At 39.8% G+C, this 21361-nt stretch carries 19 protein-coding genes; 7 read left to right on the top strand and 12 right to left on the bottom strand.

Annotated features, from left to right (window positions below; all coding sequences use genetic code 11):
• Positions 1-17 precede the first annotated feature (17 nt).
• The gene (locus tag ACK1I8_RS19490) at positions 18-1298 is read right to left on the bottom strand and encodes a replication-associated recombination protein A (protein WP_412466940.1); all 1281 of its coding nucleotides are present in this window, start codon (positions 1296-1298) and stop codon (positions 18-20) included.
• A gap of 129 nt (positions 1299-1427) precedes the next feature.
• On the opposite strand from ACK1I8_RS19490, the gene ACK1I8_RS19485 reads away from it, so the two are divergent.
• The gene (locus tag ACK1I8_RS19485; RefSeq protein ID WP_412466939.1) at positions 1428-1808 is read left to right on the top strand and encodes a VOC family protein; all 381 of its coding nucleotides are present in this window, start codon (positions 1428-1430) and stop codon (positions 1806-1808) included.
• A gap of 218 nt (positions 1809-2026) precedes the next feature.
• Here the strand turns inward: ACK1I8_RS19485 and ACK1I8_RS19480 are convergent, their stop codons facing one another.
• Positions 2027-3325 carry an MFS transporter gene (locus ACK1I8_RS19480; protein WP_412466938.1) on the bottom strand — a complete coding sequence of 433 codons (1299 nt, stop codon included), beginning with the start codon at positions 3323-3325 and terminating at the stop codon, positions 2027-2029.
• Positions 3326-3475: 150 nt separating this feature from the next.
• On the opposite strand from ACK1I8_RS19480, the gene ACK1I8_RS19475 reads away from it, so the two are divergent.
• Positions 3476-4213, top strand: a complete 738-nt coding sequence (locus ACK1I8_RS19475) for a class I SAM-dependent methyltransferase (protein ID WP_412466937.1) — start codon at positions 3476-3478, stop codon at positions 4211-4213.
• Between the two features lie 109 nt (positions 4214-4322).
• On the opposite strand, the gene hisS is transcribed toward ACK1I8_RS19475, so the two are convergent.
• The 5 genes from hisS to ACK1I8_RS19450 all read right to left on the bottom strand — a co-directional run bounded on the left by hisS (position 4323) and on the right by ACK1I8_RS19450 (position 10019).
• On the bottom strand, positions 4323-5714 hold the full coding sequence (gene hisS / locus ACK1I8_RS19470; protein ID WP_412466936.1) for a histidine--tRNA ligase: 1392 nt from the start codon (positions 5712-5714) through the stop codon (positions 4323-4325).
• Positions 5715-5787: 73 nt separating this feature from the next.
• The gene (locus ACK1I8_RS19465) at positions 5788-6531 is read right to left on the bottom strand and encodes a LytR/AlgR family response regulator transcription factor (RefSeq protein ID WP_412466935.1); all 744 of its coding nucleotides are present in this window, start codon (positions 6529-6531) and stop codon (positions 5788-5790) included.
• Between the two features lies 1 nt (position 6532).
• On the bottom strand, positions 6533-8143 hold the full coding sequence (locus ACK1I8_RS19460) for a sensor histidine kinase (RefSeq protein WP_412466934.1): 1611 nt from the start codon (positions 8141-8143) through the stop codon (positions 6533-6535).
• Between the two features lie 445 nt (positions 8144-8588).
• Positions 8589-8939 carry a translation initiation factor gene (locus ACK1I8_RS19455; RefSeq protein ID WP_412466933.1) on the bottom strand — a complete coding sequence of 117 codons (351 nt, stop codon included), beginning with the start codon at positions 8937-8939 and terminating at the stop codon, positions 8589-8591.
• A 198-nt stretch (positions 8940-9137) separates the two neighbouring features.
• On the bottom strand, positions 9138-10019 hold the full coding sequence (locus tag ACK1I8_RS19450; protein ID WP_412466932.1) for a diacylglycerol/lipid kinase family protein: 882 nt from the start codon (positions 10017-10019) through the stop codon (positions 9138-9140).
• 223 nt (positions 10020-10242) lie between these two features.
• Here ACK1I8_RS19450 and metK point away from each other — a divergent pair, with 223 nt between their 5' ends.
• Positions 10243-11493 (top strand): methionine adenosyltransferase, encoded by a 1251-nt coding sequence (metK, locus tag ACK1I8_RS19445; protein WP_412466931.1) that lies wholly within the window; start codon positions 10243-10245, stop codon positions 11491-11493.
• A gap of 563 nt (positions 11494-12056) precedes the next feature.
• Here metK and ACK1I8_RS19440 read toward each other — a convergent pair.
• The gene (locus ACK1I8_RS19440; protein ID WP_412466930.1) at positions 12057-12590 is read right to left on the bottom strand and encodes a biopolymer transporter ExbD; all 534 of its coding nucleotides are present in this window, start codon (positions 12588-12590) and stop codon (positions 12057-12059) included.
• Between the two features lie 131 nt (positions 12591-12721).
• Positions 12722-13252, bottom strand: a complete 531-nt coding sequence (locus ACK1I8_RS19435) for a superoxide dismutase family protein (protein WP_412466929.1) — start codon at positions 13250-13252, stop codon at positions 12722-12724.
• Positions 13253-13369: 117 nt separating this feature from the next.
• Between ACK1I8_RS19435 and ACK1I8_RS19430 the strand changes: the two genes are divergently transcribed.
• Together ACK1I8_RS19430 and ACK1I8_RS19425 are read left to right on the top strand one after the other, a co-directional pair.
• A complete protein-coding gene (locus ACK1I8_RS19430; protein WP_412466928.1) occupies positions 13370-13717 on the top strand; it encodes a hypothetical protein in 348 nt (115 codons plus the stop codon).
• A 115-nt stretch (positions 13718-13832) separates the two neighbouring features.
• The gene (locus tag ACK1I8_RS19425; RefSeq protein ID WP_412466927.1) at positions 13833-14684 is read left to right on the top strand and encodes an EamA family transporter; all 852 of its coding nucleotides are present in this window, start codon (positions 13833-13835) and stop codon (positions 14682-14684) included.
• Here the strand turns inward: ACK1I8_RS19425 and ACK1I8_RS19420 are convergent, their stop codons facing one another.
• Together ACK1I8_RS19420 and ACK1I8_RS19415 are read right to left on the bottom strand one after the other, a co-directional pair.
• Positions 14685-14969: a putative quinol monooxygenase gene (locus ACK1I8_RS19420; RefSeq protein WP_412466926.1), complete on the bottom strand. Its 285-nt coding sequence runs from the start codon at positions 14967-14969 to the stop codon at positions 14685-14687. It lies immediately after the preceding gene.
• Positions 14941-15570, bottom strand: a complete 630-nt coding sequence (locus tag ACK1I8_RS19415) for an NAD(P)H-dependent oxidoreductase (protein WP_412466925.1) — start codon at positions 15568-15570, stop codon at positions 14941-14943. The genes ACK1I8_RS19420 and ACK1I8_RS19415 overlap by 29 nt, the downstream gene beginning before the upstream one ends.
• A gap of 100 nt (positions 15571-15670) precedes the next feature.
• On the opposite strand from ACK1I8_RS19415, the gene ACK1I8_RS19410 reads away from it, so the two are divergent.
• Positions 15671-16573: a LysR family transcriptional regulator gene (locus ACK1I8_RS19410; RefSeq protein ID WP_412466924.1), complete on the top strand. Its 903-nt coding sequence runs from the start codon at positions 15671-15673 to the stop codon at positions 16571-16573.
• Between the two features lie 87 nt (positions 16574-16660).
• Positions 16661-19156 carry a PAS domain S-box protein gene (locus tag ACK1I8_RS19405; RefSeq protein WP_412466923.1) on the top strand — a complete coding sequence of 832 codons (2496 nt, stop codon included), beginning with the start codon at positions 16661-16663 and terminating at the stop codon, positions 19154-19156.
• 195 nt (positions 19157-19351) lie between these two features.
• Here the strand turns inward: ACK1I8_RS19405 and ACK1I8_RS19400 are convergent, their stop codons facing one another.
• Positions 19352-21358, bottom strand: coding sequence for a urocanate hydratase (locus ACK1I8_RS19400; RefSeq protein WP_412466922.1), 2007 nt, complete (start codon positions 21356-21358; stop codon positions 19352-19354).
• Between the last annotated feature and the right edge of the window lie 3 nt (positions 21359-21361).

Raw genomic sequence — 21361 nt, 5'->3', positions numbered from 1 at the left:
CTACAGAAAATGTTACACTAATATTTGTATTTGTCTTTCCAGTTCTGCCTTAGTTTTTCGCGCAATTTCTCTTCTGCAGGATTTTTACCCGGATCGTAGAGTTTCGTGCCGCTTAATTCTTCAGGAAAGTATTCCTGTGGGGAAAAATTACCTTCATATCCATGCGAATATTGGTAATCTTTTCCATATCCAATGTTCTTCATCAGCTTGGTAGGTGCATTTCGGATATGCAACGGCACAGGCAGATTACCCGTTTGTTTAACCAAAGCCTGCGCCTTATTAATGGCTTCATAAGATGCATTACTTTTTGGCGAACTGGCCAGATAAGTTACACACTGTGATAAAATAATCCGCGCCTCCGGATAACCGATTACATTTACCGCCGTGAAACAGTTATTGGCTAATAACAGTGCATTTGGATTGGCATTGCCGATATCTTCTGAAGATAAAATCAATAACCTGCGGGCAATGAATAGTGGATCTTCTCCACCTTCAATCATCCTGGCCAACCAATAAACCGCAGCATTCGGGTCGCTGCCACGTATAGATTTAATGAATGCCGAAATGATATCATAATGTTGTTCTCCCGCCTTATCGTAAAGTGCAAGGTTCTGCTGGGCATGGGCCAGTACATTTTCATTGGTCAGTATGATTTTATTGCCACCGATACCATTAATGGCAATTTCAAGTACGTTTAACAATTTCCTGGCATCACCACCTGATAAACGGATCAAAGCCTCATGTTCTTTGATCGAAATTTTCTTTTCTACAAGGACTGCATCTTTTTTAATAGCCGTTTGCAACAAGCCCGCCAATTCCTCCTCAGTAAGCGATTTTAAAATATAAACCTGGCAACGGGAAAGCAAAGCGGAAATCACCTCAAAAGATGGATTTTCTGTAGTTGCACCAATCAAAGTAACCAAACCACGTTCAACTGCCCCCAATAAACTATCTTGCTGCGATTTGCTGAAACGATGAATCTCATCAATAAACAAAATAGGCAAACCCAAAAAGCTATCTTTTAACTGTGCAGCACGGTCAATCACCTCACGGATATCTTTTACGCCGCTGTTAATGGCACTCAAATTAAAAAAAGGCCGGTCTAATGCCTGCGAAATAATATACGCCAAAGTGGTTTTTCCAACTCCGGGAGGCCCCCAGAAAATCATGGATGGCAGCTGACCACTTTCAATCGCTTTGCGCAGTACCGCTCCCTCTCCTACCAAATGCTGCTGGCCAACATATTCATCCAGGTTTTGAGGTCGCATACGTTCGGCTAAAGGAGGTAGGTTTTGCATAATGGTAAATATATAAAAATTGACTATTTTGTCGGTTGATAATTTACTAACCAAAATATCGCAGACATAAAACCTTTTAAATGGGGGCTTAGCTAAAACAACAGGACGAATATTTTAGTTCTAATTATTATGCATATCAGGAATCTAGATCACCTTGTATTAACGGTTGCCAGTTTAGAACGTACCTGCAGGTTTTACCGTCTTGCACTAGGAATGGACGTTATTGAGTTTGGCGAAAACCGAAAGGCACTGAAGTTTGGTAATCAAAAAATCAATCTTCACCAGTATGGCTCAGAATTTGAGCCAAAGGCATTTAAGCCGATGCCAGGTACAGCCGATCTGTGTTTTATTACTGATTCTCCACTCCATGAGGTCACGCGGGAACTGAAAGAAAAATGTATTGAGGTTGAAGAGGGTCCTGTAGAACGCACAGGAGCAAATGGAAAAATTATTTCAATCTATCTCCGCGATCCGGACATGAATTTGATTGAGGTGAGTAACTATTTGTAACTACCTGGTGCCGTTCGCCGGGGAAAGCCAGTAGCCATGGAGACAATGATTAACACCGAGAATTTCAACGTCATTCCCACGCAGGTGGGAGTCTTAATACCCTTTGCAATATAATACTGAATAATTCGATGTTAATCTTTTCAACCCTTCCTACACCTGCATTAAAGTTCCCAATCAAGTTGGGAATGACTTTATTATTGAATCATGTTTCAGAAAATCTAATCTTCAATTTTCGAGTGGTGTTTGGTATCTTTCATAGTGATGTATAAAACCAGGGAGATTAAAATACATCCGGTTACATACCAATAAAAATAACTTTCGTGACCTATATTTTTAAACCACAGTGCCAAATATTCTGCCGTTCCACCGAAAATGGCAACTGTTAAAGCATAAGGTAACCCCACGCCCAAAGCCCTGATTTCGGCAGGGAACAGTTCAGCTTTCACCACTGCATTAATACTCGTATAGCCGCTTACAATAATTAAAGCGCCAATCATTAATAAAAATATAATGGTGGTGTTGGTTTCGCCGGTTAAGCCCGTTAAAATGGGATAGGTACATAAGGTACCCAATACCCCAAACCCGATTAAGAGCGGCTTTCTACCGATTTTATCAGACAGCAAGCCGAATAAAGGCTGCATAATAGCAAAAACCAATAACGAAATGAATGACAATGTGGTAGAAGTTTCTTTACTCAGGTGAACCGTGTTTACCAGAAACTTTTGCATATAAGTGCTAAACGTATAAAAAGCTATAGTTCCGCCCAATGTTAAGCCCACCACGGTAAAAATCTCTTTCGGATACTTTAATAGTATGGTAATGCCACCTTTTTTATCTTCCTTATTTTTAATTTTAAAGGCTGCTGTTTCATCAATATGTCTACGCAGATACAAAGCAATGAAGGAGAGAACCGCGCCTATAAAAAAGGGAATCCGCCAGCCCCAGGCGTGTAATTCCGCAGAGGTAAGCAACCAGTTCTGCAAGATCAACTGAATTCCTAACGCCAGCAGCTGCCCACCGATTAAGGTTACATATTGAAAACTGGAATAAAATCCACGATGTTTTTTGGTGGCCATTTCGCTGAGGTAGGTTGCAGAAGTTCCATATTCGCCACCTGTACTTAAACCCTGGATCAATCTGGCAAAAACCAGCAATAATGGGGCAGCTATGCCGATCCTTTTGTAACCCGGGGTTAAACCGATAATTAAAGATCCTATAGCCATAATCAGTACTGAAACCGTCATAGCATGTTTTCGACCCAGTTTATCGGCAATGCTGCCAAACAACCAGCCTCCAATAGGGCGCATTAAAAACCCTACTGCAAAAATCCCGGCAGTGTTTAATAACTGTGCAGTTGGATTGCTGTTCGGGAAAAAGGCAGGAGAAAAGTAAAGTGCGAATGCAGAGTAAGTATACCAATCGTACCATTCAACCAGATTGCCAACCGAACCACCAAAAATAGATTTCAACCGATATTCGACATTCTTAACTTCACTTTTTTGTACTGTTTTTTCCATAGTATAGAATATTGAATAAGAGAATGATTGAATGCCTAAATTGAAACTTAAATCAACACGGATTGTTTATCAAAAATATGATAATTTTATCAGCGCTCAATTATTTTCAATCCGGCATCATTGCTCTTCCAAACCCAAATCATTAGCACAATGAAAGATAATTTTTCTACGCAATCTGCAGAATACGCCATCTACAGGCCAACCTATCCACAGGAATTATACGACTATTTGCTTACCCTGGTCAAAGAAAAGGAAACAGCATGGGATTGTGCCACTGGAAATGGCCAGGTTGCACGGGTATTGGCGCAACACTTTAACTCGGTTTATGCTACAGATATTAGCGAGAATCAGCTCAAGAATGCTTTACAATTACCCAACATTACGTACAAAGTAGAACCAGCAGAGCAAACTTCGGCTGGTGACGCCAGTTTCGATCTGATTACGGTAGCACAGGCCATCCACTGGTTTAATTTCGAAGCATTTTATGCTGAAGTAAAGAGAACACTAAAACCGGGTGGACTTTTCGCCGTAATTGGTTATGGCATAATGGTTATCGACAAAAAGGTGGATAAAGCTGTACATAAACTTTACGAAGATATCCTCGGCAAACACTGGGACAGTGAACGCCATTACATTGAAGAAGGTTACCAAACCATTCCCTTTCCTTTTGAAGAAATTATTGCACCACATTTCCGCATCAAAACCACCTGGAATTTTAAACAGTTAACCGGTTATTTAAATACCTGGTCTTCCTTACAACATTATAAAAAAGCCAATGAGCGCAACCCACTGGAATATATGGTTACCGAATTAAAGGAAGCCTGGGGCGATGATGCTGAAAAGGATGTTCATTTCCCGGTTTTATTACGGGTTGGCAGATCGGTTTAACACAGAGCAAACAGCGTAAAGGCACGGAGCAAACCGAATAAATTTTTAAGCAACTGAAGTTGCTCCGTTTACGCTATGAAAACTTAGTGATCTCTGTGGTTAATAACTTCTATTTCAACGATTCCAGAATACCCAAAACGGTCAGTCTTTTTTGTTCGCCGCTCTGCATGTCTTTTAATGTCAGTTCGCCACTGGCCATTTCGTCGCCACCAATTAAAATTACATAAGGAATGTTCTTGGCATCAGCATAAGCCATTTGTTTTTTTAGTTTCGCCGAACTTGGATATAACTCTGCTGCAATTCCGGCATTTCTAAGCTGCTGAACAATCGGGAGGGCATATTTCTCCGCTGCGGCATCGAAATTACTGATCAAAACTTTCGTTCCCACTTCTGCAGACGCCGGGAAAAGATTTAGTTCTTCCAGTACATCATAAATGCGGTCGGCACCGAAAGAAACACCTACACCGGTTAAGCCTTTCAAGCCGAACATACCGGTCAAATCATCGTAACGACCGCCGCCACCAATGCTGCCCATGGCCACTTCGTTGGTTTTAACCTCGAAAATACAGCCGGTATAGTAATTCAATCCACGAGCTAAAGTAATATCCAGTTCCAATTTAGCCGTTAAAGGTAAACCATAAGCATTCAGACTTTCTACATAGTCAAAAACCTCCTCTATTTCTGCAATACCTTTTAAACCCGTTTCAGACTGGGCTAAAACTTCTTTCAGGCTCGCTATTTTTTCCTCGTTGAAACCTTCTAACAAGATTACCGGACGGAGTTTTTCTAAATCATGTTCGGTAAAACCACGTTCCAATAATTCTTTACTTACCCCATCTAAACCGATTTTATCCAGTTTATCAATGGCTACCGTCATGTCGATAATCAGATCAGGTTTACCGATAATTTCAGCAATTCCCGATAAAATTTTCCGGTTATTAATTTTGATGCTGAAATCTTTTAAGCCTAATTTGCTCAAAGCTTCATTATAGATCAAAATAAACTCGGCTTCGTTCAGTAAACTCTCTGAGCCTACCACATCTACATCACATTGGTAAAATTCACGGTATCTCCCTTTTTGCGGACGATCGGCACGCCAAACCGGCTGTACCTGAAAACGTTTAAAAGGCAACGTAATTTCGTGCTGGTGCATCACCACGTAGCGGGCAAAAGGCACAGTTAAATCGTAGCGGAGTGCTTTTTCAGAGATTAAAGGGATCAGCTTGTTGCTATTATCTTCTTCAGCAAAATCGAACGCCTTTTTTTTTGGATCTTTAAGGTACTCCCCGCTATTCAAAATTTTAAAAATCAGCTTATCACCTTCATCGCCATACTTCCCGGTTAAGGTAGAAAGGTTTTCAAAACTTGGGGTCTGGATTTCAGCATAACCATATTTTCTGAAAACCGTTTTAATGGTATCGTAAATAAAGTTGCGTTTAACCATTTCAACCGGAGAAAAATCGCGGGTACCTTTTGCTAATGAGGGTTTAATAACTGACATAGCCGCAAAAGTACAAAAATGTAGGGTAATGTTTAAACCTCACAGGTTTTTGAAACCTGTGAGGTTTGAAATGTCATTTACTCAACACTTCTTTTACCATTTCCCTGTTGGGTTTGGATACCGGAATTTTATCACCATTATCCATCAATAGGGTTCCGCCATCTTCTTTTAACCAGCTTTTTACAAATTTAGGGTTTACCAAATGGCTCTGGTGCGCCCGCACAAAACCCTGTGGTTTGAGCAAATCTGCATACTCTTTGAGTGGTTTCGAAATCAAAACCTTGTCGCCATTAGCCAAAAAGAAAAAAGTATAGGTATTATCTGCCACGCAACGCACAATATCTTCAACCGACACGTAGCGGATTTCATGTTGTTGCGGCAGTGCTATTTTCGGAATAGCAGACTCACTTTTTTTAATCTGGCTCAGCAAAAAATTAAGTTGCTCACCATCGATTTTGTTTTTGATTCTGATTTTGGCTTTCTCTACCGCAGCTTTCAGCTCTTCTGGATCAACCGGCTTGAGCAAATAATCTAAAGCGGCAAATTTTACAGCCTGGATACCATAATGATCGTAAGCAGTTACAAAAACCACCTCAAAAGTTTTCTCTGTAAGCTGCTTCAATAAATCGAAACCTGTTGTTTTACCCATCTGGATATCCAGGAAAAGCAGATCGGGATGATGCAGGTTAACCTTTGCAAAAGCATCCCCAATGGTGGTGGCTTGTTCAACTACTTTGATCTCAGGACAATGCTTGGTCAGTAAAATCTTTAAATTTTCCAGATTGGCTGCTTCGTCGTCTACTAAAATTGTCCGCATCTTATAACCATTGATTAAATGTAATTTTAACAGTTGTTCCGTTGCCATCAGACTGGATATCGAGTATGAACGGCGTTTCTTTATAAATTGAATTCAGTAAAGATATCCGGTTTTTACTCAGCGCCAATCCCAGCCCTTCGTAATTTTTTGCAGCATCGAAACCAGTTCCATTATCGGTTATGCTCAATATCAGATCAGCTTCCACCTTGATAAAATTAATTTCAATCCGACCATTAATTCCTTTTTCTGCCACACCGTATTTAACCGCGTTTTCTACAAAAGGTTGCAAAAGCATGGCCGGAATTTCGATATTCTCTGCATCTAAATCTGGCGAGGCCCCAATATGGTACTGAAAACCAAAGCGTAACTGTTCCATTTGCAGATAATCATCTAATAACTTCTTTTCTGATGTTAGGCTGATGAGGTCTTTATGGTCTAGAACATTCCTAGTAAGACGGGCGAATTTAGTGAGATAACGATTGGCATTGTCAATTTCGTTTTTATTCATCAGGTTTTGGATGCCAGCAAGCGCGTTAAATAAAAAGTGCGGGTTTAACTGTGAGCGAACTGACTCTAACCGAAGTTTTGCGATTTCTTTATCACGATGTTTTAAGGCTAACTTTTGAGCTTCTTTCTTTTTAATAAAAACTACCGCTGCGCCAAAAATTACCCCGCATATTGCACATAACGTTAACCCATAAATAATGAGCTGTTTTTGGGAGAAAAGCTTGTCTTGAGTGTTATTTACATGAAAAGAATAACGAGTAGTACTTTTTTCAATAGATTTTGAGTTAAAACTTTGAGAAAGCTTAGGAACAATAAGCAATTCATAATCGCCTGACTTATTAAAATGTTCTGCTCCAATTAATAAATAAGGCGTCCTCCGCGTAACAAAGCCATAAAACCAATTGTTAGAATGAAATACGATTTTGCCTGTCGATTTATCTTTTAAATAAACAGTGTATACAAAATCTAAATCTGTGCTGTTAATCACAATCATTAGATTTAGCGTATTTTTATTTATATTGAAATTGGCAACAGTTTTTAAATTCTTCATTTCTACTCCACTAGTGCCTTTCATAAGGGCATTTAAAGCAATAAAGGATATATATGCAGGTTGAATTTTTTTATTATAGATAATGATAGTTGCTATTTCACTCCGATTGGTAATTTTATAAAGGTTAATGGTTAGTTTTCTATTTTGCACATTAAACTTTCCTAAATTTATCTCTACGTTAGCTCCGGTTTGATAGAAATTGGTAGCATTTTTTGCCAAAGGGGTCGCATCTGAAACGATTTGATGATTATCATTTTCAACAACATTATAGCGGTAAAAAGACAGACTATCTTTATTGATATAACCAAAAAGTTTAATTTCTTTGGTTCCTTCTAAATAAACTAAGTTACTCAGTAGTTGGTTTTGAATGGCATTGTGAAAATTTAAGGTTTTGGTAAAGGTATCAGCAGTTAAATACACACCAAAGCCTTCGCTCCCGCCTACGAGATAAGAGCTGTTATCACCGTAACTTACGAGGCCGTTATTATTAATTTTCTGAGCATTCGCCCAAAAAGCAAATATGAATAAGAAAATGGAAAGAATTATTTTTTTCATGAGTTTAATTTTTCATAAACATCTTGTAAAAAATTTACTTAAGAAACATTAAAACAGGATATGGTTTAGATAAGCTAGTAAAAGATAAGGTTGGAGCAGGATTTTTATTGGGAGAGTAATCAACTGATAATATGTAAAGCCCACACTATAGCGATTAGTTTAAAAGGAATTAACTAACGTTTGTCAGTCTGAGCGGAGTCGAAGACTTTTGCGGGGTTCAAAAGAAAAAAGATATTCGGCTACGCTACCATTGACAGACTCCCCGAAAAAAATCGTCATTTCGACTGGAGCATGCCGATTTTTCATCGGTAGCGAAATGGAGAAATCTATAGAAACAGATTTCTCGACTGCGTTGCACTCCGCTCGAAATGACGACTCGGGAGAGAGCTGTCAACCACATTGATTTTTATACAATAAATTATCCTTCAGGATGACAGCCTCTCTGTTATCCCCCTGCCTTTTTTACCTTATAGCCATCTTTATGCAAAATACCCATCACTTTATCGCGTACATCACCCTGGATCATGATTTCGCCATCTTTAACCGATCCCCCAACACCACATTTGGTCTTTAACATTTTGCCCAACACCTCTAAATCTTCTGACCGGCCTTTAAACCCCGTAATTAAAGTTACAGCCTTCCCTCCGCGGTTCTTTTTATCCAGCATGATTCTTAAATCCTGCTGATTATTCGGCGAGGTAACGGTATCATCAACCTCTTCTTCATATTCAAAATCCGGATTGGTAGAATACATGATTCCGCCAAGATCGCTTAAACTATTTTTCTTTGTTTTCATGGTTCTAATGTAATATGGAAGATGAAATACGGGTTAACTGGTTATTGCTGAAATCGGTTAACTGTATGGCTTAATTGCTAAATTATTGTATGTTACTGAAAACTAATTCTGTTGTTGGTTAGTGGTTGATAGTCTATGGTAATAGCCGGTCAATCGGGTAATCCACTCCAAACGCCAAACCCTCAACTCCAAACTTAGCTAAGGAACGATTACTCTTAATGAGAGCGGGTTTACTGAAGCTTCAATCTCAACGCCCATTTGCAAAGGCTCTCCATCTACATGTACCGCACCGGCTATTTCTCTTACAACTTTAATGTTTTTCCCTTTAATAATCTCAACCATATCTGATGTTTCGGCTTTCCTATTTAACATTACATAACCCAATAATGGTAATTTTATTATGGGGAAAGGTTTAATAATGCAAACATCCAACAACCCGTCTTTTACTGATGCATTGGGCGAGATGTACACATCATTTCCATATTGCGATGAATTGGCAATGCTGATGGCGAAGGCTTTTCGGGTATAAGCTGTTCCATCTATATCCAGCTGATAGGTTTGTGGTTTATAATTAAAAACTTCCTTAAAACCCAATTTTACATAGCCCGATAGTCCGCGTTTTTTATCTTTCGAAAAAACAGCACTCAGGTGTGCATCAAATCCCATTCCGGCCAGGTTAAAAAAACATTTTTTGTTAAACTCTGCCGTATCAATTTTGTCGATCTTAAAATCATTGATAATAGAAAGCGCATACCTCAGGTTTTTGGAAATACTCAGAAAACGGGCAAGACCATTACCTGACCCCAGCGGCAAAATTCCCAAAATTTTTTGATGCTTCAGTACTTTTGTAGCGACTTCATTGATGGTACCATCGCCACCCGCAGCAACAATTACATCAAAGTTTTTGGTGGCCGCTTCGTCTGCCAGTTCGCCCGCATGCCCCGAATACTCACTAAAAACGAAATTTGGACTAAATTTTTCCTTATTCAGGTATTTATCTATAAAATCGGGGATACGCCGTTTTCCCCTCCCACCAGAGATAGGGTTGATGATAAAGAGAATATTGATCTTTGTGTGCAAAGTGTAAGATTGAATGCACAAAATAATCTATAATTTTTGAAATAAAGAAAATATGCTAATTTTGCGGCAGTAAAAAGTGGATTGATTTGCTATCCCGATACCTCGGGACCGGATTGCAACCACTTAAAAAAATTGCTAATGCCTCCTTTCAATCATTTCAATACCTGTTTCCAAGGGGTTTGGCAATCATAAATTTGTTTAGTTATCATTAATTATTTAATAAATGTCATATTTATTTACATCAGAATCTGTTTCTGAAGGTCACCCAGATAAAATCGCCGATCAAATTTCGGATGCATTAATTGACAACTTTTTGGCTTTCGATCCGGAATCAAAAGTAGCTTGCGAAACTTTGGTAACTACGGGTCAGGTTATTTTGGCGGGTGAGGTAAAATCTAAAACATATTTAGATGTACAGCAGATTGCGCGTGATGTAATCAAAAAAATAGGTTACACCAAAAGCGAATACATGTTTGAAGCGAACTCTTGCGGTATTTTATCTGCTATACATGAGCAATCGCAGGATATCAACCAGGGTGTAGATAGAAGCAGTAAAGAAGAACAAGGCGCAGGCGATCAGGGTATGATGTTTGGTTATGCAACCAACGAAACTGAAGATTATATGCCTTTGGCATTAAACCTTTCTCATAAATTATTACAGGAACTGGCTGTTTTACGTCGAGAAAATAACGAAATCACTTATTTACGCCCTGACGCTAAAAGCCAGGTGACTTTAGAGTACGACGATAATAACAAACCTGTTCGTATCGATGCGATTGTAATTTCTACACAGCATGATGATTTTGATGAAGAAGCAAGCATGCTGGCTAAAATCAAAACTGACCTGGTTAACATTTTAATCCCGCGCATCATTAAAAACAATCCGCAATATGCGCATTTGTTTAATGATCAGATTGAATACCATATTAACCCAACCGGTAAATTTGTAATTGGTGGTCCACATGGCGATACAGGTTTAACCGGTAGAAAAATCATTGTTGATACTTACGGTGGCAAAGGTGCTCACGGTGGTGGAGCTTTCTCTGGTAAAGATCCAAGTAAAGTAGATAGAAGCGCGGCTTATGCCACCCGTCATATCGCTAAAAATTTAGTGGCTGCCGGTATCGCTGATGAGATTCTGGTTCAGGTATCTTACGCCATTGGTGTGGCTAAACCAATGGGTATTTACATTAACACTTACGGAACAGGTAAAGTGGGTAAAACGGATGGCGAGATTGCCAAAATCGTTGAGTCGATTTTCGATATGCGTCCTTATTTTATTGAGCAACGTTTAAAATTAAGAAACCCGATTTACAGTGAAACTGCAGCTTACGGACACATGGGCCGTACCCCAGAAACGGTTACCAAAACTTTTAGAACGCCAAATGGCGAAGAAAAAACGGTTTCAGTTGATTTGTTTACCTGGGAGAAATTAGATTACGTAGATCAGGTTAAAGCTGCTTTCGGCATTTAATTTTTCTAATAAATTTAAAAAAAGGCGTTTTGCAGCACTGCAGAACGCCTTTTTTTTTCCTGTTTGGTGGCCCACCGAACAGTAGAAAAACTAATGTTTTTTTTGAAAAGCAGGGTTCCGCATCCTTCGGAGCCGAAAGCCCTGCCATCCGCTTTATTCCGACTTTACGTCGGGATAAAGCGGATGGCAGGTTTATTTAAGTTGGGCAGATGGTTCTTAGGAAGAAAATCTCCCCTCAAAAGCAAATCCTTGGAGCACTGTAGTTTTCCGGCAATAGGAGCAAAAACATCACCTATCTAACCCCCCCGCCTGTACGGGCAGGTGATTGGTACGAAATCCTTTTTTGCCATTCCTCAACGAGATCTTACTAACCAAAGTTGAAGTAAAGGCAAAAAAGATTGAAGCAAAAAGCAGGGCGGGTATTAAAAAAAGCTACTGCCATTGCTTTCCAAAAACCAACACAAAAAAATTAACTTTTTCCCTTTACTTATGCTGATTTTGCGTCGGATGATAACCTGCCAAACTCAAAAAATCTGGCTGGGTGGTTCTTAGGAAGAAATGTCTTAAAGCCCACTATTTTTCATAAATGACAGCTCTTTTTCCGCGAAATGATCATCGTCTATACTATAAGATTTAATACCTGCAATTTTCATTTCATCAACCACATCTACAAAGTTTTGGAACCTGGCCGCTTTGCCGGGTTTGATGATCACGATCATATGCTTTGACGGATTATGCTGATGAGTAGCTGCAACCAAAAGCTTGTTTGCCGTAATTTCTTTCTGGAGATCTGCCACAGGACTTATTTTCATATTGGCCTTTTCGATGGTCCCCATGTACGAAATAGCTTTATTATCTCCCTCCAGTACAATGGTCATGGTTCTCGATTCGGGAAAAGGAGCAAAATTATCAGTATCAGGCTTAACCGGCTTTGCAATATCTGCTGCATTTAACTGGCCCAATGTTGTAGTAAGCATAAAAAATGTAGTTAACAGAAACATCAGGTCTACCATTGCGGTAAGATCTACTCTTGGCGTTGGTTTTTTGGTTCTTCCTTTTGCAGCCTTGCCGCTTTGAGATTCGTTTAGCGTTGCCATAATGATTTGGGTTTTTAATGATGATGACAAGCCCCGCCAAATTGCATAAAAAAAGCGGCTAAAAATTTAACCGCTTAAGAAAAGCCTTCTTGCATCCGATAACTATCTGAATGACGATCACCTTCATATCATTACTTTACCGCTTCAATTACGCCACAGCCCACGCGTGGTCCGGAGTTGCCTGTAGGCTGAGTGGTGTAATCATCTGTACCGCCATGTACAATAATTCCCCTGCCAATGATATTTTTGATATCACCATCTTTAATACTCCATCTATCAGTGGTAACCGAAAGTGTGGCGTGGCCTTTAGCATCTAACATGATATTGCCAATATCGCCACTATGGTAAGCTGCCGATCCCCATTTACCATGGGCTTCTTTAGTTGGGTTCCAGTGGCCATGTGTATTTTCACCCATATTACCGCAATCGCCATGTTCATGAAAGTGTACCGCCACATTACTATCTGCCCGTGCCGCAAAATTCATTTCAATATCCATTTTAATTTTTCCATCACTCAATTGGTAAAACTTTGCAGTTCCAATGGTTTTGGTATTGTCAGCCGTTTCAGTTAAAGTAGCCTGAGCAATTTCTTTATCGTTTTTGGCACAGCCACTTACAACTGCAATACCTGCAATTGCTAAGCTTAAAAGATAATTTTTCATATGATTAAATTTTAGTTTAAACAAGAACAGACGGGCAATCATTTAGTTTGCTTTAAAAGAATGATGGCAAAACCATTTTGCACGCCACTTGTTTAATTATTATAAAATAGTACAACTATGGAACAGCCAAATGAAATGAACACTTTAAGTCAAATTTTGGAAAAATTGAGGCTGAAAGGAAAAGATAACGAATTAAAAATGTCTGATCATGGTAAGATGCAAAGTAAATCGCTAGGAAAAATTTATAAGCCCGATGATTTAACCATTGTTAAAACTTACCGGTTTGAAGGAGATTCAGACCCTGCAGATAACTCTGTATTGTATCTGATAGAAGACAGAGAAAAAAATATTGGTTATGTGTTAGATGCTTATGGAACATACTCCGATCATGAAGGGCCGGCATTTGATGATTTTTTAAAGAAAATCCCTACCGAAAACAGGGATGAACAGGAATTGTTCTGTTGATAAGCTCAACATAGCATAGGGGGAGAAACAGCGTAATCTGATTCTCCTTTTTTTATTTTAAATGTTTAGCAGTTTATTATTCGCTAATTTTGCGCGTCATCTACGTACCCCTTGAATGAAGAGCAAAATCAATATTCCGCCCATACCTGCTATTTTACTGTCTATTATCAGTGTGCAATGTGGGGCGGCAATTGCAAAGGGCCTTTTTCCTCAAATCGGGGCTGCCGCAACCGCATCTTTACGCATTGGTTTATCAGCTCTAATTTTACTAATTATCTTCAGACCAAACCTATATAAATTAAATGCCAAACAATGGAAATACGTGATCCTGTATGGTGTTTGTTTAGGCGTAATGAATATGGTTTTTTATATGGCCATAGCAAGAATTCCGATCGGTTTAGGGGTAACTTTAGAATTTGTTGGCCCACTCGGGGTTGCCATTTTTGGTTCAAAAAAACCTATCGATTTCCTTTGGGTGATACTTGCTGCCACTGGCATCATATTAATTACCCCCTGGACGGGAACCGGACTCAATTTGACTGGTGTACTGCTGGCACTGTTGGCTGGTGTCTTTTGGGCAGGTTATATCATTTTGGGCGGTAGAATTTCCAAAATTATGAAAGGCGGCGATGCCGTTGCCATTGGAATGTTATTTGCGACTATCGTCATTTTGCCTTTCGGTGTTTATGGTGGTGGTTTAAGCACGCTGAATCCTGGATTGATAGGATTGGGAGCTGCACTTGCACTACTCTCAAGCGCCATACCCTTCACCCTAGAAATGAAAGCATTTAAGCAGCTTCCCCCTCGTACCTTTAGTATCTTGATGAGCCTGGAACCTGCTATGGCCTCATTGGCAGCACTCGTTTTTTTACAGGAATACCTGAGTTTAAAAGAGTGCTTTGCTGTAGCTTTTGTTGTAATTGCTTCCGCAGGTTCCGCATTAACCACCAAGTATGCCAAACGATAATCAGGCTAATTTTTCTGTTTTATAAATCACAATTTCATCAGTTAACCGATTGGCTTGAGCCACAAAATCTAAGAGGTAAAGCTGATTATTATGCAGGTCCAAACCCGCCTGATCTTCCCATTCCTCCTGAAAAATAAAAGTGTCTTTATCTGCCGCCTCATGCAGATCGTACTGAATGCAGGCTCGCTCTCTACGCGAATTTACTACCATATCCAGCAGCATGGTCCTTAATTCTGCCAGAGTTTCTTTTTTGCTTTTAACTATTGCTGTTAAATAAATGCTCATATACTTTAGTATTTAAAAAAATTTGAGTTAAATGTTTAAGGTAGGATTGAAGTGCAGTCCCAATATCTGCATTCTTTTCTACATCATGAAAATGGATGCCATTTATTTGCTCCATTCCGGTAAAGGCATTCATCCTGTGGAAACCAAATAAAACACCATTATCTACACTGGTTTCCTTAAAAAATTCTCCGGGTAAGGTAAATGCTTCTTCTGGTGCATTCCATGATGATGTAACCATATATTTTCGCCCGTGCAGCATGCCGCCGGTACCATAATTCCGTGTCGGATCTTCAGCCTTGCGCCCATCGCTAATATAAATCCCTTTCTTATGACCTTCGGTGAATACCACGTCAATGTATTTTTTAAATCCATGTGGCAACTGAAACCACCAGATTGGGGTATGATAAATCACAACATCTGCCCAAACATACTTCTCCACTTCTTCTTTCGGATTATAATCGTTATTGATATTGGTTGTTTTTACCTCAAATTCTTCCAGTGAAGAGAAGAAATCGAAAGTGGCATTAGCTATTGTTTCATTGAATCTGCCACCGGAATGACCAAATTTTTGTCCGCCGTTGATGATGAATATTTTTGTCATTTTGTTTTTTCCTATTTGATGATACAAAATTATCACACCGACATGCATTATTAAAATAAGTTAATTCATAGATTTGTATCAGAATTATAATACTTGCGATATGGTTAATTTAGAATGGTATAGAAGTTTTAAGGCAATTTATAAAACCGGAACCTTAACCGGTGCAGCAGAAAACCTATTCATTTCGCAGCCTGGTGTAAGTTTGCATTTAAGTTCTTTAGAAAGTTACGTTGGCTATAAACTGTTCGAGCGAACAGGGAGAAAAATGATTCCTACCGAAAAGGGGAAAGTATTGTACAATTTTATTATAGAACCTTTGACCAAACTGGAGGATGCAGAAAAACATTTTCAGAAAAGTACAGAGAAGCATACCCCAACCATTAGCGTAGGCATGTGTTTCGAAACTTTTCAGATTACGCTTGAGCAATATATTTCTACCCTGCCATTTAATGTTATTATCCGTTTTGGTGAATATCCAGAGATGTTAGATCAACTGGATAAAGGCATTTTAGACCTCATTATTACCCCACAAAAAGGCAACTCACCAAATGTAGAACACGAAGCCTTTTCTTCCGAAACCATTGTTTTAGTAGGCGGAATAGAAACCGATGCACAAGCTTTTGATGCCCTGGTTAAAAAGAAAAATCTGTCGGGAATGGAGACCTGGTTAAAACAACAAAAATGGTATGGTACCGCGGGCGATATGGAACACCTGTTACGTTTTTGGCAGCTTAACTTTGGTAAGCATGCCGATTTCCGGCCAAACTACATTGTACCTAACCTCAATTCGATTGTCCGCTGCCTATCCGGCGGAAAAGGCCTGGCTATCATCCCCGATTTTCTTTGCAAACAAGAAGTTGAAGAAAAGAAAATCAAGATCATTTGGGAAGGTACATCAAAGCTTACCAATACGTTATACTTTGGTTGCAGAAAAAACACACAATATGCATCAGAAATTCATTTAATCAAAAACCTTTTTAAAGAGGTTATGGTTAGTATATAGTTTCTATTGAAAAAATCTGTTTAAGTCTGTTTTTATTTTGAAACTTAAGTAAAATATTTATTTTAGATCACTCCGTAAAAATACAGAATGAGCCAGTCCAGTCCTTTTTTAAGTAATGATCAGCTAATAGAAGTTTTCAACTATACCCATACCGCAACGGCAATTCATGTTGGAGAAACGGCCATTATACAGATGGCAAATGATGCCATGCTCAGAATTTGGGGGAAAGATAGGAGTGTGATCGGGAAATCACTTGAAGATGCGCTTCCTGAATTGGAAGGACAGCCTTTTATTGAGATGTTCAGGAAGGTTTGGCTGGAAGGCCTTGTGATTTCGGGAGAGGATACTGCTGCCGATCTGATCATCGACGGAGAGCTAAAGACCTTTTATTTTGATTTTGAATACCGGGCCATCAAAAATGATGAAGGCAAAACCATCTGTATTTTGCATACCGCGGTTGACGTAAGCGAGCGGGTACTGAAGCGCCAGGCTGTAGAAAGGGAGCAAGCGAAGGAAGAAGCATTACAGCGGGAGCAGGTACTGAACGAGGAACTTGCGGCCACTGTGGAAGAGCTTGCGGCAACCAATGAAGAGCTGCTGGCCACAAACGAAGAATTACAGGAAACGCAGGAAACCTTACATGTTTTGAATAACGAACTTGAATTAAGAGTTCTAGAACGGTTTAACCAACTGTCGGAAAGCGAAAAACGCTTCAAAACCATGGCAGAGGGAACCGATATTTTCATCACCGTTGGCGATGAGTTTGGAAATGCGATCTATTTTAACAAACCCTGGACCGATTTGACGGGTAGATCGATGGAAGCCCTGCTTGCTTTTGGTTGGGCTGACCTGATTCACGCTGAAGATCGTGATCGGTATTTAGATATTTACCTTTCAGCCCTTCAGGATAAAAAACCGTTTACCGGTGAATTTAGGATACTCACAAAAAAAGGTGATTACCGATGGCTGCTTGCGAGTGGTCCGCCACGTTTCCATGCCGATGGATCTTTTGCGGGCTATATCAGTTCGTGTATTGATATTACCGAAAGAAAATTAATCGAATTGGAGCGCTTAAATTTGAATAAGCTCATCGAAGCCAGTTCAGAATTTATCGCGTTGATTGGTTTAGATATGTCTATCCAGTATTTAAATCCTGCAGCATTAAAAAAGTTAGGTTGGACAAACATTGCGAACCGAAACATACTGGACTTTATTTTCCCTGCAGACAGAACTGCTGCTGAAAAACTTTTACCGGGAGTTTTGCAGGGTATCAATTTCAAACAGGAAATCCGCTTCTGGAATGAAAAAACGGGAAATCCATTTTGGATTGAATGGAATGGTTTTGCCATAAAAGATCAGGAAACAGATAAAATAACTGCGATCGCTACGGTAAGTTCGGATATTACGGAACGAAAACTTTATCAGGAAGAACTTCAGGATATCAATGTTGAAATGGCAGCGGCAAATGAAGAATTAGCTGCCACCAACGAAGAACTCGCCCAAACGCATGAAGACCTGCTCCAATATACCAAAAAGTTAGCGGATAGTGAGGAAAGACTACTTCAAGCCATTGATACCGGAAAAATGGGTACGTGGAGCATTGACCCTAAAACACTTGAAATTACGGTATCGGGATTTGTTAAAGATTTACTCGGCCTGCCGCTTGATGAGCCTACTAAAATGGATGACATCATGAGCGCAATCAATCCCGATTATCATGATATATTGCATACGGCTTTGACAAACGCACTAAACAGTCATTCTTCAAGCGACAACGAATATCCAATAACCAATTTAATTACGGGCGAAGAAAAATGGGTTAGGGCAACCGGAAGGGTATTTAAGGATCAGTATGGCCATATGACAGAGTATTCCGGTCTCTTCATCGATATCACGGAGCAAAAATTAGATGAGCTCCGCAAGAATGATTTCATCGGGATGGTTAGTCATGAATTAAAAACGCCATTAACAGCCATTAACGGCTTTGTACAGGTTTTGCAGCGCAAGGCTAAAAAAGATGAAGACAACTATGAAATGATCGCGTTGGAAAAAACAAACAGCCAGATCAGAAAAATGACAACCATGATTAATGGTTTCTTAAATGTATCACGTTTGGAATCTAGCAAACTGCTAATCGAAAAAACAAACTTTAATTTAGATGACCTGCTGAGGGAAACGATTGAAGAAACTTACATTTCTCAGTCTTCTCATCAGATTATATTACACCCCACCTGCGGGGTCGACATCCATGCGGATCGTGATAAAATTGGCAATGTAATTTCTAACCTGATCAGTAACGGAATAAAATATTCTGACAATGGAACGTCTATTGAAATAAGCTGTAAATTAAGCGATACTGAGGTTGAAGTTCAGATTAAAGATGAAGGCATCGGTATAAAACCTGAAGATATCGATAGGCTTTTTGAACGTTATTACCGGGTACAGGGCAACCATACCATCTCGGGCTTCGGCATCGGACTTTACCTGAGCGCGGAAATTGTAGAAAGGCATGGTGGCAGAATATGGGCTGAGAGTGAAGAAGGTAAGGGTTCGGTTTTTCATTTTACCTTGCCATTAAGTTAATTTTTACTGCTTTTTTTAACGCAAGATCACAAACATGTTCACGGGTGCATTAAGTTTTTCTAAAAAAATGGTTTTTTCAAACCTTTCACAACTACATTTAGTTTGTCATTCTGAGTGAAAGAAGAACCTTTCTCTAAGCATAAAAGATTCTTCACTGCGTTCAGAATGACAATATAATCTATCTGCCATCAAGCACTACGCTAACCCCAAATCATTTAATAGTTCTTCATCAACTAAATTTGGCATCGTAATCTTTAAATCGGCTGTACGTGCCATTTCACGTTCGATGGCAAAACGGGCTTCTTTATTACGGGCCCAGCTCCTTCTGGCGATTCCATTGTTTACGTCATAGAAAAGCATGTTCCGCAATTTTTCAGCAGCCTGTTCGGTTCCATCCAGTACCAATCCAAAACCACCGTTTATCACTTCGCCCCAGCCTACACCGCCACCATTATGGATCGAAACCCAGGTTGCCCCTCTAAAACTATCACCAATCACATTATGAATAGCCATATCTGCCGTAAACCTGCTTCCATCATAAATATTGCTGGTTTCACGAAAAGGCGAATCTGTTCCGCTCACATCGTGATGATCTCTCCCCAGAATAACCGGTGCCGATAATTCGCCTGTTTTAATGGCCTCATTAAATCTTAACGCAATTTTTGCCCTTCCTTCAGCATCAGCATATAAAATCCGGGCTCTTGAACCTACTACTAATCTATTTGCTTTTGCGGCCGTAATCCAGTTGATATTATCCTGCAATTGCTGCTGTATCTCCTCAGGAGCAGTCTGTTTTAGCTCTTCCATCACTTCTTTCGCCAAACGGTCGGTTAAATCAAGATCCTTCTCATTTCCTGAAGCACAAACCCATCTAAATGGACCAAAACCATAATCGAAACATAGCGGTCCTAAAATATCTTCCACGTAGGATGGATACCTAAAATCTATTCCATTTGAGGCCATGACATCAGCACCGGCCCGGCTGCATTCCAACAAAAAGGCATTTCCATAATCAAAAAAATAAGTTCCCTTGGCCGTGTGGCGATTAACGCTTTCTGCTTGCCTTTTTAATGATTCCTGCACATAAACTTTGAACTTATCAGGCGTATTGGCCATCATTTCATTAGCCTCAGCAAACCTCAAACCTACCGGATAATAACCCCCGCCATATGGATTATGCAGTGAGGTTTGGTCGGAACCAATCGTTACTTCAATATTTTCCTGGTCGAAACGTTCCCAAACCTCCACCACATTACCAATGTAAGCCAATGAAACCGTTTGTTTTTTATTTTGGGCCAGTAAGACCCTTTGTACCAGTTCATCCAAATGCTCAACAAACTCATCGACCCAGCCTTGCTCATGCCTTTTAATTGCAGCCTTTGGATTTACCTCGGCACATACCGTGATGCAGCCTACGATGTTGCCTGCTTTGGTTTGTGCACCACTCATGCCCCCCAAACCCGCGGTTAAGAAGATTTTACCAGTCACCTCTTTTCCAACAAATCCTTTTTTACGAAAAGCATTCATTAAAGTAATGGCTGTACCATGCACAATACCCTGAGGGCCAATATACATATAAGAACCTGCCGTCATTTGACCGTATTGGGTCACACCTAAGGCATTAAATTTTTCAAGATCCTCGGGCGAAGAATAATTAGGAATCATCATGCCATTGGTCACTACAACACGGGGTGCCGCGGCGTTTGAAGGGAATAATCCCTGTGGATGCCCGCTGTAGATATTCAGCGTTTGCTGATCGGTCATGGTAGCAAGGTACTGCATGGTTAACAGATACTGGGCCCAGTTTTGGAATACGCTACCATTACCACCGTAAGTGATCAACTCTTCGGGATGTTGCGCTATGGCGGGATCCAGATTGTTCTGGATCATGAGCATAATTGCAGCTGCATGTGGTGTACGACAAGGATATTCAACTATCGGCCTTGCGTAAATGGCATAATCGGGCATAAAACGGTACATATAAATATGTCCGTAATTTTCCAGTTCACCTAAAAATTCCTGCGCCAGTTCCGCATGCCATACTTTTGGGAAATAACGTAAAGCATTTTTAATACTTAGTTTTTTCTCTTCAGTATTTAAAACCATTCTTCTTACCGGAGCATGGTTCAATGCCGGATTTCTTTTCTTTTTTGCTGGCAATGTTGAAGGAATACCTGCCAGTAACTGTGCTTTAAAATCCATAAT

Origin of the sequence: Pedobacter sp. KLB.chiD (assembly GCF_047040275.1) — a bacterium.
Classification (GTDB): Bacteria; Bacteroidota; Bacteroidia; order Sphingobacteriales; family Sphingobacteriaceae; genus Pedobacter.
This window is presented reverse-complemented; position numbering and strand designations above follow the sequence as displayed.

What these genes read in the sequence shown, in the direction of transcription:
- ACK1I8_RS19480 (WP_412466938.1), bottom strand. Translation starts at nt 3,325, where the DNA reads ATGGAAAAAACAGTACAAAAAAGTGAAGTTAAGAATGTCGAATATCGG.
- ACK1I8_RS19475 (WP_412466937.1), top strand. Translation starts at nt 3,476, where the DNA reads ATGAAAGATAATTTTTCTACGCAATCTGCAGAATACGCCATCTACAGG.
- ACK1I8_RS19430 (WP_412466928.1), top strand. Translation starts at nt 13,370, where the DNA reads ATGGAACAGCCAAATGAAATGAACACTTTAAGTCAAATTTTGGAAAAA.
- ACK1I8_RS19410 (WP_412466924.1), top strand. Translation starts at nt 15,671, where the DNA reads ATGGTTAATTTAGAATGGTATAGAAGTTTTAAGGCAATTTATAAAACC.
- ACK1I8_RS19460 (WP_412466934.1), bottom strand. Translation starts at nt 8,143, where the DNA reads ATGAAAAAAATAATTCTTTCCATTTTCTTATTCATATTTGCTTTTTGG.
- hisS (WP_412466936.1), bottom strand. Translation starts at nt 5,714, where the DNA reads ATGTCAGTTATTAAACCCTCATTAGCAAAAGGTACCCGCGATTTTTCT.
- ACK1I8_RS19435 (WP_412466929.1), bottom strand. Translation starts at nt 13,252, where the DNA reads ATGAAAAATTATCTTTTAAGCTTAGCAATTGCAGGTATTGCAGTTGTA.
- ACK1I8_RS19440 (WP_412466930.1), bottom strand. Translation starts at nt 12,590, where the DNA reads ATGGCAACGCTAAACGAATCTCAAAGCGGCAAGGCTGCAAAAGGAAGA.
- ACK1I8_RS19405 (WP_412466923.1), top strand. Translation starts at nt 16,661, where the DNA reads ATGAGCCAGTCCAGTCCTTTTTTAAGTAATGATCAGCTAATAGAAGTT.
- ACK1I8_RS19425 (WP_412466927.1), top strand. Translation starts at nt 13,833, where the DNA reads ATGAAGAGCAAAATCAATATTCCGCCCATACCTGCTATTTTACTGTCT.
- ACK1I8_RS19465 (WP_412466935.1), bottom strand. Translation starts at nt 6,531, where the DNA reads ATGCGGACAATTTTAGTAGACGACGAAGCAGCCAATCTGGAAAATTTA.
- ACK1I8_RS19420 (WP_412466926.1), bottom strand. Translation starts at nt 14,969, where the DNA reads ATGAGCATTTATTTAACAGCAATAGTTAAAAGCAAAAAAGAAACTCTG.
- ACK1I8_RS19415 (WP_412466925.1), bottom strand. Translation starts at nt 15,570, where the DNA reads ATGACAAAAATATTCATCATCAACGGCGGACAAAAATTTGGTCATTCC.
- ACK1I8_RS19400 (WP_412466922.1), bottom strand. Translation starts at nt 21,358, where the DNA reads ATGGATTTTAAAGCACAGTTACTGGCAGGTATTCCTTCAACATTGCCA.
- ACK1I8_RS19455 (WP_412466933.1), bottom strand. Translation starts at nt 8,939, where the DNA reads ATGAAAACAAAGAAAAATAGTTTAAGCGATCTTGGCGGAATCATGTAT.
- ACK1I8_RS19485 (WP_412466939.1), top strand. Translation starts at nt 1,428, where the DNA reads ATGCATATCAGGAATCTAGATCACCTTGTATTAACGGTTGCCAGTTTA.
- ACK1I8_RS19490 (WP_412466940.1), bottom strand. Translation starts at nt 1,298, where the DNA reads ATGCAAAACCTACCTCCTTTAGCCGAACGTATGCGACCTCAAAACCTG.
- metK (WP_412466931.1), top strand. Translation starts at nt 10,243, where the DNA reads ATGTCATATTTATTTACATCAGAATCTGTTTCTGAAGGTCACCCAGAT.